General features: G+C 53.3%; 13 protein-coding genes. 3 read left to right on the plus strand and 10 right to left on the minus strand.

Features of this window, described 5'->3' with window-relative positions:
* Positions 1–11 precede the first annotated feature (11 nt).
* Both IB226_RS16255 and IB226_RS16260 read right to left on the minus strand, forming a co-directional pair.
* Positions 12–566 carry a YggT family protein gene (locus IB226_RS16255; protein ID WP_008107240.1) on the minus strand — a complete coding sequence of 185 codons (555 nt, stop codon included), beginning with the start codon at positions 564–566 and terminating at the stop codon, positions 12–14.
* A gap of 12 nt (positions 567–578) precedes the next feature.
* On the minus strand, positions 579–1,286 hold the full coding sequence (locus tag IB226_RS16260; protein WP_192236410.1) for a YggS family pyridoxal phosphate-dependent enzyme: 708 nt from the start codon (positions 1,284–1,286) through the stop codon (positions 579–581).
* A gap of 16 nt (positions 1,287–1,302) precedes the next feature.
* Between IB226_RS16260 and IB226_RS16265 the strand changes: the two genes are divergently transcribed.
* Positions 1,303–2,295: a type IV pilus twitching motility protein PilT gene (locus IB226_RS16265; protein ID WP_192236411.1), complete on the plus strand. Its 993-nt coding sequence runs from the start codon at positions 1,303–1,305 to the stop codon at positions 2,293–2,295.
* A gap of 143 nt (positions 2,296–2,438) precedes the next feature.
* Here IB226_RS16265 and ruvX read toward each other — a convergent pair whose 3' ends face one another.
* From ruvX to metK, 8 genes are all read right to left on the minus strand, one after another.
* A complete protein-coding gene (gene ruvX, locus IB226_RS16270) occupies positions 2,439–2,855 on the minus strand; it encodes a Holliday junction resolvase RuvX (RefSeq protein ID WP_061720236.1) in 417 nt (138 codons plus the stop codon).
* Positions 2,855–3,418 (minus strand): YqgE/AlgH family protein, encoded by a 564-nt coding sequence (locus tag IB226_RS16275; RefSeq protein WP_101761908.1) that lies wholly within the window; start codon positions 3,416–3,418, stop codon positions 2,855–2,857. The genes ruvX and IB226_RS16275 overlap by 1 nt, the downstream gene beginning before the upstream one ends.
* 82 nt (positions 3,419–3,500) lie before the next feature.
* Positions 3,501–4,445 (minus strand): glutathione synthase, encoded by a 945-nt coding sequence (gshB, locus tag IB226_RS16280; RefSeq protein ID WP_110868023.1) that lies wholly within the window; start codon positions 4,443–4,445, stop codon positions 3,501–3,503.
* 77 nt (positions 4,446–4,522) lie between these two features.
* Entirely contained in the window at positions 4,523–5,254 is a 732-nt protein-coding gene (rsmE, locus tag IB226_RS16285) for a 16S rRNA (uracil(1498)-N(3))-methyltransferase (protein WP_008107252.1), read from the minus strand.
* Positions 5,255–5,327: 73 nt separating this feature from the next.
* On the minus strand, positions 5,328–6,035 hold the full coding sequence (gene endA, locus IB226_RS16290) for a deoxyribonuclease I (protein ID WP_192236412.1): 708 nt from the start codon (positions 6,033–6,035) through the stop codon (positions 5,328–5,330).
* 88 nt (positions 6,036–6,123) lie between these two features.
* Entirely contained in the window at positions 6,124–6,636 is a 513-nt protein-coding gene (locus tag IB226_RS16295; RefSeq protein ID WP_137386420.1) for a SprT family zinc-dependent metalloprotease, read from the minus strand.
* Between the two features lie 82 nt (positions 6,637–6,718).
* Positions 6,719–8,113, minus strand: coding sequence for a sugar porter family MFS transporter (locus IB226_RS16300; RefSeq protein WP_101761913.1), 1,395 nt, complete (start codon positions 8,111–8,113; stop codon positions 6,719–6,721).
* 472 nt (positions 8,114–8,585) lie between these two features.
* Positions 8,586–9,740 (minus strand): methionine adenosyltransferase, encoded by a 1,155-nt coding sequence (gene metK / locus IB226_RS16305; protein ID WP_061720231.1) that lies wholly within the window; start codon positions 9,738–9,740, stop codon positions 8,586–8,588.
* Positions 9,741–10,522: 782 nt separating this feature from the next.
* Here metK and speA point away from each other — a divergent pair.
* Positions 10,523–12,502, plus strand: a complete 1,980-nt coding sequence (gene speA, locus IB226_RS16310) for a biosynthetic arginine decarboxylase (protein WP_101761914.1) — start codon at positions 10,523–10,525, stop codon at positions 12,500–12,502.
* Positions 12,503–13,216: 714 nt separating this feature from the next.
* Positions 13,217–13,906 carry an EAL domain-containing protein gene (locus IB226_RS16315; RefSeq protein WP_101761916.1) on the plus strand — a complete coding sequence of 230 codons (690 nt, stop codon included), beginning with the start codon at positions 13,217–13,219 and terminating at the stop codon, positions 13,904–13,906.
* The last annotated feature ends 205 nt before the right edge of the window (positions 13,907–14,111 follow it).

Genomic DNA, 14,111 nt, shown 5'->3' on the forward strand with positions numbered 1-14,111 from the left:
AGATAGACGAATTACAGCAAATACCAGAGACCTGGGAACAGGTCCATGCCGAGGAAATTCAGCGCGTACAGCACCAGAATCACAATCATGGCAGAGAAATCGATACCGCCCATCGCCGGCAGAATACGGCGAATCGGTGACATCAGCGGTTCAGTCAGCTGCATCAGAACCTGATCCACCGGGCCGCGACCCTGGCTGATCCAGCTCATCAGCGAACGAATGATGATCACCCAGAACACCAGATAACCGGCGGACTTCACCAGCGACAGCAGGCCAACCAGCAGGTTGGTGGGATCAACGGAGAACACGCCGACCTGAATCAGCAGCAGGATCGGATATTTCAGCGTGGTCAGCACAAAGGCCAGCAGCAGCGATGCGGTATCAATCGGGCCAATGGCTGGGATGACGCGGCGCAGCGGCTTGATAATCGGTTGGGTGATCTTCACGACAAACTGCGCCAGCGGGTTGTAGAAGTCACAGCGCGACCACTGCATCCAGATGCGCAGCAGCAGCACCATCACGTACAAATCGATCAGCGTTTTGACTAAAAACGTCAGTGTTAACATGAGGTTCCTCAATTATTGTTGTGAAGGTCGCGCATAATCCCGCGCGCCAAAAACGGCGGTGCCAATACGCACCATGGTGCTGCCCGCGGCGATTGCCGCGTCCATATCGTCGCTCATTCCCAGAGAAAGCGTATCGACGTCAGGATAGTCCTGTTTTAAGGTTTGAAACGCGGCGGCCATCTGCTGACACACCCCCAGTTGCCGTGCGTATTCTGACTCTGGCGCCGGAATCGCCATCAGCCCACGCAAGCGCAAATTCGGCAGTGCGGCGATCTGCTGTGCCAGCTCCGGCAACGCCTCCAGCATGATGCCAGATTTGCTGTTCTCGTCACTGATATTTACCTGAATTAACACGTTGAGCGGCGGCAACGACGCCGGGCGCTGATCGTTCAGACGCTGCGCGATGCGCTGGCGGTCCACGGTGTGGCACCAGGCGAAGTTTTCCGCCACCAGACGGCTTTTATTGGATTGCAGCGGGCCGATAAAGTGCCATTGCAAATCAGGATGTGCGGCCAGCTCAGCCACTTTTTCAACCCCTTCCTGCACGTAATTCTCACCGAACGCGTGTTGTCCAGCGGCAATGGCTTCTGCGACCGCGCTCGCAGGTTTGGTTTTGCTCACTGCAAGCAGCGTAATTTCTTCTGGCGCGCGGCCGCAACGTGCGGCGGCGGCGGCGATACGCTCACGCACTTGCTGTAAGTTGTGCTCAATGGAAGTCATAGTCAGGAGAAGCTAAATGGAGTTGGATGAAATAGTGGCCCTTAGTGTAAAGCATAACGCCGCCGATCTGCACCTTTGCAGCGGACATTTGCCGCACTGGCGGCGACAAGGCGTGCTGGAGCCGATTCCACAGCAGAGCGCGCTGGATGGCGGCTGGCTGGAAGCCTTTGTGCAGCAGTGGCTCACGGCGTCGCAGCAGGCCGAACTGGAGGAGAACGGCCACGTTGACTTCGCTATTACGCTTGCCAGCGGCATACGGCTGCGCGCCAACCTGTTTATGCAGCGTCACGGCTTATCGCTGGCGCTGCGGCTAATTGCCAGCCAGGCGCCCGATCTCAGCAGCCTGCATCTGCCCGAGGTGGTGAGCCAGCTATTACAGCTGGAAGAGGGACTGATTTTAATTACCGGCGCCACCGGCAGCGGCAAATCCACCACGCTGGCGGCGATGGTGGATTGTCTGAATCGTCAGCAGGCGCGGCACATTCTGACGCTGGAAGATCCGATTGAGTTTGTGCATCGCAGCCAACGCTCGCTGATTCAACAGCGCGAAGTGGGTGCGCACTGCGCCTCGTTTCAACACGGGCTGAAAGCCGCGCTGCGTGAAGATCCTGATGTGATTCTACTCGGCGAACTGCGCGACAGCGAAACCATCCGCCTGGCGCTCACTGCAGCAGAAACCGGACATCTGGTGCTGGCTACGCTCCATACGCGCGGCGCAACCCAGGCGGTTGATCGGCTGGTGGATGTCTTTCCCGCTGAGGAGAAAAACCTGGTGCGCACTCAATTAGCGGGCAGCCTGAAAGCGGTGCTGGCGCAACGTTTAGTGCCGGCAAAAGCGGGCGGGCGGATTGGCTTGTTTGAAGTGTTGGTGGCGACGCCGGCGGTGGCGAACCTGATCCGCGAAGGCAAGATGCATCAGTTGCCTGGCGTGTTGCAAACCGGCGCGCAGGCGGGCATGCAAACCTTTGCACAGAGCGAGCAGGGGCGTCAGGCGGCGGGGATGATTTGAAGAGACCCAGATAGGCGCTCAGAGCCGGAAAACCAACCATTGTAGCGGCGCGATTCATCGCGCATGTTTATACCGCTGCCCTGCTCATCCCTGGCAATGCGCAATAAATGCGCCGCTACGCCATGTGCCAGATCTGGATGGCTTTAATGCGTATCAAACCAATCTTCGAGGATGATCACCGCGGATTGGGAATCAACCTGGCCTTTCTGCAACGCGCGAAAGCCGCCGCGTTCAAACAGATCGGCACGCGCTTCAACGGTGCTCAGGCGCTCGTCCTGCAGCTCGACGCGTACGCCAAAACGACCATGCAGGCGATTGGCGAACTTACGTGCGCGCGCAGTAAGTTCCTGTTCGGTGCCATCCATATTCAGCGGCAAGCCCACTACCACATAATCGGGCTGCCACTCTTTCAGCAGCTTTTCGATCAGCTTCCAGTCCGGCGTGCCATCCTGCGCTTTTAGCGCCGTCAACGCGCGCGCGGTGCCCGTTAATTGCTGACCGACAGCAACGCCGATGCTTTTGGTGCCGAAATCGAAGCCCAGTAAGGTTTCACTGGCCATCAGGCGTGCCCTGCATCGGTGGCAATGTTGTGAATATCGACGCCCAATCCGCGTGCCGCTTCACGCCAGCGTTCAGCGATGGGCGTCTGGAACAGAATATTGGTGTTAGCGGGCGAGGTGAGCCAGGCATTCTCCAGCAACTCCTCTTCCAGCTGACCTTTCTCCCAGGCGCAATAACCCAGCGCCACCAGCACGTTATCGGGCTGTGAAGTGGTGCCGATCGCTTCCAGCACATCACGTGAGGTGGTGATCACCGTGGTGTCTGAAATACGAATGCTCGAGGAGTAAATGCGCTGCGCCGAGTGCAGGATGAAACCACGATCTTCCGCCAGCGGACCACCGGCAAACACTGGCTTGTCCAGTTTGATGGCAGGATCGCGTTCGGATGGGCTAATTTTAAGCTTTTTAAGGATGCCTTCGACCGTCAGGTTGTCCATTGGCTTATTAACGATCAAACCCATGGCGCCATCTTCATTGTGCTCGCAGATATAGACTACCGAGCGTTTGAACAGTGGGTCCTGCAGCGACGGCATCGCAATTAGAAAATGATGCTGTAAATTCATTATCACTCGTATACCAAAAATAACCGGCGCAGCCGCGGCAGCGCCGGTTTTGGGTGTTCACGGAGTGGAGACTCCGACGGCATCAGCCCAGGCGTTTCTCAATGGCATCCATCAGCATGCCAGTGATCGATATCGGGAACGCGGCCTCGATTTCACGTACGCAGGTTGGGCTGGTCACGTTAACTTCAGTCAGTTTATCACCGATAATATCCAGGCCGACAAAAATCAGCCCTTTGGCTTTCAGCGTTGGGCCAACGCGACGCGCAATTTCCCAGTCACTGTCGCTCAGCGGACGCGCTTCACCACGGCCACCGGCTGCCAGATTACCGCGCGTTTCGCCGCCTTGCGGAATGCGCGCCAGGCAGTAAGGCACAGGTTCGCCATCCACCACCAACACGCGTTTGTCGCCGTCTTTGATCGCCGGCAGATAGTTCTGCGCCATGCAGAAGTACTGGCCGTGATTAGTCAGGGTTTCGGTGATCACGCCGAAGTTGGCATCGTCCTGTTTCACGCGGAAGATCGAGGCGCCGCCCATGCCGTCCAGCGGCTTAAGGATCACGTCGCCATGCTCCTGCCAGAAGGCGCGCAGCTGCTCTTTATTACGCGTGACCAGCGTATCTGGCGTCAGGTCGGCGAACCATGCGGTATACAGCTTCTCGTTGCAGTCGCGCAGGCTCTGCGGTTTGTTCACGATCAGCGTACCTTGCTCTTCTGCGCGTTCCAGCAGGTATGTGGCATAGATAAATTCGGTGTCGAACGGCGGATCTTTACGCATCAGCACCACGTTAAGATCGGCCAGCGGGATATTCTGCTCGCTGCCAAACGTGTACCAGTTGTCGTAGTTCTGCTCAACGCTCAGCAGACGCGTGCGCGCGTAAGTCACACCGCCGCGCAGGGAGAGATCGCCCATCTCCATGTAATGAATTTCGTAACCACGGCGCTGTGCTTCCAGCAACATGGCGAAGCTGGTGTCTTTTTTAATATTGATGGACGAAATCGGGTCCATAACGATGCCAAGCTTAATCATTATTCTCTCCTAAATGGGGAAGCATTTACCCCGAAAGCGTTGTGCTGTGAAGTTACGTTCGAACCCGAAAGTATCGCTTAACCGAGGTCACCAAACCTCACCTGAAGTGCCGTAATGGCGGTGAGTGCGGTGGTTTCGGTGCGCAACACGCGGGGTCCAAGCAGAATATCGGTAAAACCCTGCTGCGCGGTCATGGCAATTTCATCGGCGGTTAAGCCACCTTCCGGCCCAATCAGCAAGCGCAGGCGCTCTACCGGCTGCGGCAGCGTGTTGATGCTGTGGCTGGCGCGCGGATGCAAATTGAGCTTCAAACCGTCTTCGGCTTCCGCGCACCAGGCTTGCAATGTCATCGGCTCGCGAATTTCCGGCACACGATTACGGCCGCACTGTTCACAGGCGGCAATCGCGATTTTCTGCCATTGCTGAATTTTTTTTGCCAGCCGCTCGGCGTCCAGCTTTACGCCGCAGCGTTCAGAAAACAAGGGCGTAATCACATTCACGCCAAGTTCGATCGATTTCTGGATAGTGAATTCCATTTTTTCACCGCGCGACATCACCTGACCGAGATGTAAATGCAGCGGGGATTCACGGTCATCAGCCTGGCTGGCAAGGACCCTTACTTTTACACGCTTTTTATCAGCCTGGGTGATTTCGGCGCTAAAAGTCAGATTACTGCCATCAAACAGCTCAATTTGCTGACCGGCCGTCATGCGCAGCACGCGTCCAACATGGTTAGCGGCATCTTCATCGAGGAAGACTTCACTGTTAACTTCGAGAGATTCGGGATGATAAATGCGAGGTATACGCATGCGGTTCCTGCCAGCGTTATGCCGTGTCAGCGGACACGGCGCAATCGAAAAAAGCTAGTGTAGGGTAGCGCTTTTAGCGCTGGCAAGCCTGCTGTACGTAGGAATTGTGATTTCCCTGCACTTTGGCGATGCGATTGTCGCGCTCACACTCCCAGCTCGTCACCGGATATTGCTTATCCCACGCGGTAAACAGCTGGGTTTGCTGACGCGACAGGCGCAGGTGATATTGGTCGCGCATATAGAAGTAAGTGCGGGCAATGGCGCCACGCGCACGCTCCGGCGGCTGCGCCAGTTTCTGCTTAAAATCGACCTTCATGCTGCATTGACCGTACTGCTGTTCGCCGCCGTTCCATTGGCTGTACTGGAAATTATTGCGGTCGCCGTTCACTTCACCAATCGCTGGCTGCAGGTTATGCAGATCGCTCTCGATGCGGCGGTAATCGGCATCTTTGCTGCAGCTTTTGCGGCCGCCGTTTTGCCAGCACTGACGCTGATGGCCGAACTCCCACGCGGGCATCACATGTTCCCACTCAATGCGTTCGGCGCGATTGGCGTTCTTACGCACGCTGTAGCCGCAACTGCTTAGATCCGGTACGCCCTTTTTGCCGTGCCAGCTGATTTTGCAGCCGCAGTAAAAGTCGGCAGGCGCATCTGCGTTGATCTGCGCGGCATAGGCTTTGGCCTGACTAAAATTGTTTTGATGATAGTGAGTGAAACTGAGGCTGTAAGCGCTAAGCGGGGCAACTAACAAGGTAAGTAACAGCAACGTTTTGCGAGACATATTCCAAAAATTAACCTGGTCCTGAAAAAGGGCGGCAGGGTAACAGAATGATGACGCACGGGATATGAGATTAGGCTAGGTTGCTGAACTAATTCGATAAAAACTCACCGGGTTGCAGCAGGGATTTGCAGTGCACACAGCGATATTCGCTTTCTCCGCGCAGCACGCGATTATGGCGCCGTACGGTGAGCTGATGCTGCTGACAGCGGCAGCGATAGGGGAAGGTGTTGCTGCGCACCGAGGCGATTTCAAACTGGTGGGTGCGGCGCGCAGGCACGCCAAGCACGCTCTCCATCATCCATTTCCACTCTTTGCCGTGCGGCGGCACGCGGCCAAAGGTTTTCCACACCAGCAGATGCGCCAGTTCGTGCGGCACCACTTCATCAACGAATGCCTGCTGATTCTCCAGCAGCAGCACCGGATTGATGCGGATTTCCCACTTCTCCAGCCATGCAGTGCCTGCAGCGGTGCCGCGCTGCTGATAAACCAGCGAGGGCTCATCAAAGCGACGTTCCAGCTTCTCGTTGGCCAGCTGTAAATAGTGGCGCAGCGAGCGCATAACGGCTTGTTGTAAGGCGATGGGAAGGCGCGGTGTTTTCATGGAGGGCAGCATAAAAGGTTGCCGGAACGATCTCAAATAAAAAGGGCTGCCAATTGGCAGCCCTTGCATTCGCTCATCGGGATTACTTCTGACCGATGTCGCGCAGTTTTTTGCCGGACATCAGGTTGCGCTCGATGTGCTCCAGCGAGACGTTTTTGGTCTCTGGAATCAGCGCGAGCGTCAGCAGAATGAAGAACACGTTCAGACCGGCGTAAACCCAGAAGGTTGGCGCGTTGCCCAGCGTATTCAGCATGGTCAGGAAGGTCGCACCGACAATCATGTTGGCAATCCAGTTGGTCGCGGTGGACACCGTGATACCGAAGTCGCGGCCTTTCAGCGGCTGAATCTCGGAACACAGTACCCAAATCAGCGGACCAGCAGACATCGCAAAACCAATGATGAACATCAGCAGCATCGCCACCGCGAAGTATTGCGCTTCTTGAGAATGGATGCCGATGTGCAGCATGGTGCCGAGAATGCCCATACCCAGCGCCATCACCAGGAAGCCCAGCAGCAGCGTAGGTTTACGGCCCCAGCGATCCACCAAACCGATAGCAATAAAGGTCGCCAACACGTTCACCAGACCAACAATGACCGTGCCCCACATTTGCTGCGTGGTGTTGGCAAAGCCAGCGATTTCGAAGATCTTCGGTGCGTAGTACATGATGACGTTCATGCCGGTGAACTGCTGCATCACCTGCAACAGCACGCCAAGGAACACTGCGCGGCGGAAGTTGCTGTTGCTCTGGAACAGCTGCCAGCCCGACTGTTTAATTTTCAGGCTTTCACGGATTTCATCCAGTTCACGTTTTGCTTGTTCGCTGGTATCACGCAGGCGCGATAACACGCGCTCAGCACTGCGGAAGTCACCTTTAGCCGCCAGCCAGCGTGGGCTGTTGGGCAGGAAGAAGACGCCAATCAGCAGCAGTACCGCAGGAATAGTGATGATGCCCAGCATCCAGCGCCATGCGCCAGCGTCGCTGAACGCGGTATCGGAGAGATACGCCGCCAGAATACCGATGGTGATCATCAGCTGATACAGCGAAATCATACTGCCGCGAATCTTCTCTGGTGCGATTTCCGAGAGATACAGCGGCGCGGTGTAAGAGGCAACACCCACGGCCAGGCCAAGCACCACACGCGCGGCGATCAGCATTTCCGGGCTGGTTGCACCCGCAGACCACAGTGAACCGATAACGAAAAGAATCGCACCGGCCATCAGGCTCTTTTTACGACCCAGACGCGATGACATCCAGCCGCTGCCCACCGCACCGACTGCAGCACCAAACATCATTGAGCTGACGATCCACTCTTGCTGGTGGGCAGTGACGTTAAAATCTTTCGCGATGAAAGGCAGAGCACCGGCGATAACACCGATATCCAGACCAAACAGCAAGCCGGCCAGCGCCGCTAAGAAGCAGACAAACAAGGTCATGACCTTATTTGAAGTTCTGCTCTTGTGATTATTACCAGGCATGAAGCCTCCAAAGTTTATCCATCGTTGTTGTTATCAATGTTATGAAACCTGTCGGCGGAAAAAAGTGAGTAAGATCACATCAGTGTAATCGGTTACACACGCTGAAACCCTGCAATCCAGCATTTTCCGCCCGAAATAGTTACGTAACCAGTAAGGTATAGCACCCTTTAAGTTTCTGACATCGCACTAAATACCGGCTATCAGACGACGCTGAAAATAACGCATTTTCAGAGTAATAACTACGCTGAAAAATCTCTAAATTGCCGATTGATAAAGGATTTCAAAATGTAATCGTTATCACTAAGTTGTAAGCGAGGTGAAAGAAGTGTAGACGGCGGAGAAAAATGTGCCTGACGATGCAAAGGCATAAAAAAAAGCCCGCCAAAAGCGAGCTTCGATGTCAAATCGTACAGCGTCTCCCTCTCACGTGGGAGAGGGCCGGGGCGAGGGCATCAGCCCGCAGAGTAGTCTATTACTTCAAACCCGCCGCTTCGCGTAGCTGCGCGGCTTTGTCAGTCTGCTCCCACGGGAAGTGCTCACGACCAAAGTGACCGTATGCTGCGGTCTCTTTGTAGATCGGTTTCAGCAGATCCATCATCTGAATCAGGCCGTATGGACGCAGGTCGAAGAACTCGCGCACCAGCAGCGTCAGCTGCTCGGTGGAGACTTTCTCGGTACCGAAAGTTTCGACCATGATCGAGGTTGGCTCAGCCACGCCGATGGCGTAAGAAACCTGGATTTCACAACGGTCAGCCAGGCCAGCCGCGACGATGTTCTTCGCCACATAACGTGCAGCGTAAGCGGCAGAACGGTCAACTTTTGACGGATCCTTACCTGAGAACGCGCCGCCACCGTGACGCGCCATACCGCCGTAGGTATCAACGATGATTTTGCGACCGGTCAAACCGCAGTCGCCCATTGGACCACCGATGACAAAACGGCCTGTTGGGTTGATGTGGTATTTGGTGCTGGCGGTGATCCACTCAGTCGGCAGAACCGGCTTGATGATCTCCTCCATCACCGCTTCACGCAGATCGGCGGTGGTCACATCTTCAGCATGCTGGGTCGAGAGTACAACTGCATCGATACCGACAATTTTGCCGTCATCGTACTGGAAGGTAATCTGGCTTTTTGCATCCGGACGCAGCCACGGCAGTGAACCACTTTTACGCACTTCAGCCTGACGCTGCACCAGACGGTGCGCGTAGGTGACCGGCGCTGGCATCAGCACATCGGTTTCGTTGCTGGCGTAGCCGAACATCAGGCCCTGATCGCCCGCGCCTTGTTCCAGCGGATCGGTACGGTCAACGCCCTGATTGATGTCTGGAGATTGCTTACCAATCGCGCTCAGCACTGCGCAAGAGTTCGCATCAAAGCCCATATCGGAATGGACATAGCCGATTTCACGTACGGTATTACGGGTGATCTCTTCGATATCCACCCATGCGCTGGTGGTGATTTCACCGCCAACCAGCACCATACCGGTCTTCACGTAAGTTTCGCAGGCCACGCGCGCTTTAGGATCCTGCTCGAGGATCGCATCCAGCACGGCATCGGAAATTTGGTCAGCGATTTTATCAGGATGTCCTTCTGATACGGACTCAGATGTAAAAAGGTGTTTAGCCATTCTGTTCTTTACCTTAAAAATGGTTTGAATACGACTGCATAGCGTAAGCGGGATCAGACCGACTCGACGCCCCTTCAGGCAAAGCCGCAAGCAGTGGCAGCGAGAGCATTAACTCACACCGCCTGAATGTTAATCAGTTTAGATGGAAAACCATCTGGACGGCTATTCTAGGTTACTCAGTGAGCACTTTTCCAGTGCTTTTTCCGATCCCGCATTTTCCGCAACATCCTAAGTGGAATCATTTCCTGACACCGCGCGCAGTTACTGACAAAGATTTTGCAATTTACCCCGCGTGGCTGTATAAAACGCCGCTGCTGTCGACCACAGCCGCAAAGGATGACGCCGCCGTGCGTCGCGCTGTCAGATGCCATTCAATCTGACCTTCACCCAAGCCGTTTCTCGCATGCTTTAAGCAGGCGATGGAGGTGATTAAAGTAATGAACCACTCTTTCTTTCGCTTTGGTTCACTGCGCTGTTCCGGCGCGCTGGCACTCCTTTCACACTCCAAAACCGTTCTTTTCTCTTATCGACGTTGTGTTCATTCTCCCGACACGCGCGCCGGTTAACATTTCTCTGCATCTATTACTCTATTTCGCTGTCTACTGACCGTGGAAGTCTCAGGCTATTTGCCCCGACTTTGGCGCGGTGTTTTACACTTAGAGTCAGCATTGCACAGTGCAACCTTACAGAGGCAGCAAGCAGGATGAGGCAATTTTTACCTGGCGCCACCATGACAAAACTCGGTAACAAATTCATATTTCAACGGAAAATTGAGGTTCGCGATGTCTGACGACATGAAGAATATCAAGGGTTCGTCAGCTGGCGAACAAGGTGTACTCCGCTCCATGCAGGAGGTGGCGATGAACGATCAGGAAGCGAGCAGAATGCTGCGTACCTACAACATTGCCTGGTGGGGAAACAACTATTACGACGTCAACGAGCTGGGGCACATCAGCGTGTGTCCCGATCCGGATCAGCCGGAAGTGCGCGTTGACTTAGCGAAGCTGGTGAAAGAGCGCGAAGCCGACGGTCAACGTCTGCCGGCGCTGTTCTGCTTCCCGCAGATTCTCCAGCATCGTCTGCGTTCGATTAATGCCGCCTTCAAACGCGCGCGTGAATCTTACGGCTATAAAGGCGATTACTTCCTGGTTTACCCAATCAAGGTGAATCAGCATAAGCGCGTGATTGAGTCGCTGGTCAACTCTGGCGAACCGCTGGGCTTGGAAGCCGGTTCGAAAGCCGAGCTGATGGCTGTGCTGGCCCACGCCGGCAAAACCCGTTCGGTGATTGTCTGCAACGGCTATAAAGACCGCGAATACATTCGTCTGGCGCTGATCGGTGAAAAGCTCGGCCACAAAGTCTATCTGGTGATCGAGAAGATGACCGAGGTGCGTCTGGTGCTGGAAGAGGCCGAGCGTCTGAATGTGATTCCGCGTCTCGGTATCCGCGCGCGTCTGGCGTCGCAGGGCTCAGGCAAGTGGCAGTCAAGCGGCGGTGAAAAATCGAAATTTGGCCTGGCGGCATCGCAGGTATTACAGCTGGTCGATATCATGCGCAAAGCGGGCCGTCTCGATAGCCTGCAGCTGCTGCACTTCCATCTCGGTTCGCAGATGTCCAACATCCGCGACATCGCGACCGGCGTGCGTGAGTCGGCGCGTTTCTACGTGGAGCTGGCGAAGCTGGGCGTTAACATCAAATGCTTCGATGTGGGCGGCGGTTTGGGCGTGGATTATGAAGGAACCCGCTCGCAGTCAGATTGCTCGGTCAACTACGGTCTGAACGAATACGCCAACAACGTGATTTGGGCGATTGGCGATGCCTGTGAAGAGAACGGGCTGGAGCATCCAACCGTGATCACCGAGTCAGGTCGTGCGGTGACGGCACACCACACCGTGCTGGTGTCCAACATCATTGGTGTTGAGCGTAACGAGTTCAGCACGCCGGTGGCACCGGATGCCGATTCACCGCGTCCGATTCAGAGCCTGTGGGATACGTGGCAGGAGATGCACGAACCTGACGTGCGTCGTTCGCTGCGCGAATGGCTGCACGATAGCCAAATGGATCTGTTCGACATCCATACCGGTTATTCATCAGGCACCTACGATCTCGGCCAGCGCGCCTGGGCAGAGCAGCTTTATCTGAGCATCTGCCACTACATTCAGCAGCATCTCGATCCCAGCAACCGCGCGCATCGCCCGATCATTGATGAGCTGCAGGAGCGCATGGCGGATAAGATTTACGTCAACTTCTCGCTGTTCCAGTCAATGCCGGATGCGTGGGGTATCGATCAGCTGTTCCCGGTGCTGCCGCTGGAAGGGCTGAATAAAATGCCGAAGCGTCGCGCGGTGTTGCTCGACATCACCTGTGACTCCGATGGCACCATCGATCACTACGTCGATGGCGATGGCATTGCCACCACCATGCCGATGCCGGAATACGACATCGACAATCCGCCGATGCTCGGCTTCTTTATGGTGGGCGCGTATCAGGAAATTCTCGGCAACATGCATAACCTGTTCGGTGATACCGAAGCGGTTGATGTGTTTGCGTTCCCGGATGGCAGCGTGGAAGTTCAGCTGTCGGATGAGGGCGATACCGTAGCGGATATGCTTGAGTACGTGCAGTTGAATCCTAACGATTTGATGACGCTGTTCCGCGATCAGGTAACGCAACAAACGGATATAGATGAAGAGCTGCGCGCGCAATTCTTGTCTGAATTCGAGAGTGGCTTGTACGGTTATACCTATTTAGAAGATGAGTAATTAATTGCTCTTAAACCGAGCTCGCAAGGGCTCGGTTTTCGCTTTTCCTGCTATATCCGCGCCTGAAAATAATAATTTAATTTGATTTGTGAAGACGATCACCTTTGGCTTATTTGTAACCCGCCACGTAAATCCCACATTTACCTCCCCAAATGCTATCTCCTTCTTTTCTCTAATAAAGCGAGTCGGCAACGCTGATTATTTTCTTAATATCCTTACCTTACTTACTGATTCATCATGGATTAAGCAGTTATTCTGTTATGTATTCTTTGCAATGCATAATAAAAATTTAAACATTAAGGTTTTAATAGTCACCATAGAAATTAGTGGTTATTGGCGCTTTTTGGAAGCATAGATTCCAGATAAAACATTTTGCAATTTGAGTTAAGGAGAGCTATTAAATCGTGCAGAATCTTTTTTTATCATTATTTTTCAATTCGATAAGGTTTTTACAGATCTCTTAAAGTAAACGATAAGTTAAATTAGATTAAGAATTTTCTGAGCTTTTGTGAATTTTAGAGAAATTTACTTACGTTATTGATTGATTTAAACGATTGAAGTTACCTAAAGTGTTTACTGAAATCTATTTCTCAAAGTGTAAGTAGTACGTTAACCTTCAGTTAAGACATTAAGTTTTATCAATGTTTACCTTACTTCTTACATGAGAAATCCTGACAGTTTAAGGCTATCAGGCAGTTGCAGTAAGGATGTGAAATGAGCAATCAACCGAAGACAGTGTTCTTGTTGGAGCCGGTTTACGATTTATCCGGCCAGGTGATTGCCAGGGAATTGTTAACGCGTCTTGCAGACGACGCAAATATCAATAATAAGCGTAACCCTGAAAGGGATGTTGGGTTTTTCAGTCAGCTTTCTGCTGACGTTAAATGGCAGTTATTCCTCCACCAGATCGAAAAACTTATTCAGCTATACCAGAAAGGGTTCGACCAGATTGTCAGTGTCAATGTTGATAGAGATATCGTAGCCAGCATTTTTAAAGATGCTGAAATACAAGAAAAACTGGCTCAACTGACGCTGTTGCGTCTGGAAATATCAGCATTCTTCACCGCGCGATTTAATAGCGCCGATCTGTTGATTTTAAAAGGTGTCGCGAAAGTGACGCCAGCCCCTTTATGGCTCGATGACTTTGGTCCGGGTTATTCCAACCTTTCCATGTTTGATAGCGGAATATTTGAAATCGTCAAGATTGACAAAGAATTTTTTTGGCAATTTGGCGACGGTCGCACCTTTGACATTCTGCTCGACCATCTCAACGAATTATGCAACGGCGTCATCGTTGAGGGTGTTGAAAATCAACAACAGGTCGACCTGCTGTCGCATAAAGCAATTTATGGCATGCAGGGCTATTTGTGGCAGAGCGTCTATCTCGATGATTTATTAGCTTAATCCTGAAATTATTGAGTTGGTTTCATCCCTCGGGGAACTGAAAAAATGTCAAAGCCTGGGCTTTATGCGTTTCACGTCATTTGTGCCCGGCCGCTTGAGAATAAATATATTTTTCCCGTGGTGATTTAAGAAATAAAACCAATCAGTTATCAGGATGGCGGCTAAACAAAACTCAACGCGATTTCATTCTCAGCCTGTATGAAAT

Origin of the sequence: Pantoea sp. PNT03 (genome assembly GCF_014852515.1) — a bacterium.
Taxonomy (GTDB): Bacteria; Pseudomonadota; Gammaproteobacteria; order Enterobacterales; family Enterobacteriaceae; genus Pantoea; species Pantoea leporis.

Coding starts and splice junctions, on each gene's coding strand:
- rsmE (WP_008107252.1), bottom strand. CDS start 5,254: ATGCGTATACCTCGCATTTATCATCCCGAATCTCTCGAAGTTAACAGT.
- metK (WP_061720231.1), bottom strand. CDS start 9,740: ATGGCTAAACACCTTTTTACATCTGAGTCCGTATCAGAAGGACATCCT.
- gshB (WP_110868023.1), bottom strand. CDS start 4,445: ATGATTAAGCTTGGCATCGTTATGGACCCGATTTCGTCCATCAATATT.
- IB226_RS16315 (WP_101761916.1), top strand. CDS start 13,217: ATGAGCAATCAACCGAAGACAGTGTTCTTGTTGGAGCCGGTTTACGAT.
- IB226_RS16300 (WP_101761913.1), bottom strand. CDS start 8,113: ATGCCTGGTAATAATCACAAGAGCAGAACTTCAAATAAGGTCATGACC.
- IB226_RS16295 (WP_137386420.1), bottom strand. CDS start 6,636: ATGAAAACACCGCGCCTTCCCATCGCCTTACAACAAGCCGTTATGCGC.
- speA (WP_101761914.1), top strand. CDS start 10,523: ATGTCTGACGACATGAAGAATATCAAGGGTTCGTCAGCTGGCGAACAA.
- IB226_RS16255 (WP_008107240.1), bottom strand. CDS start 566: ATGTTAACACTGACGTTTTTAGTCAAAACGCTGATCGATTTGTACGTG.
- IB226_RS16265 (WP_192236411.1), top strand. CDS start 1,303: ATGGAGTTGGATGAAATAGTGGCCCTTAGTGTAAAGCATAACGCCGCC.
- ruvX (WP_061720236.1), bottom strand. CDS start 2,855: ATGGCCAGTGAAACCTTACTGGGCTTCGATTTCGGCACCAAAAGCATC.
- IB226_RS16260 (WP_192236410.1), bottom strand. CDS start 1,286: ATGACTTCCATTGAGCACAACTTACAGCAAGTGCGTGAGCGTATCGCC.
- IB226_RS16275 (WP_101761908.1), bottom strand. CDS start 3,418: ATGAATTTACAGCATCATTTTCTAATTGCGATGCCGTCGCTGCAGGAC.
- endA (WP_192236412.1), bottom strand. CDS start 6,035: ATGTCTCGCAAAACGTTGCTGTTACTTACCTTGTTAGTTGCCCCGCTT.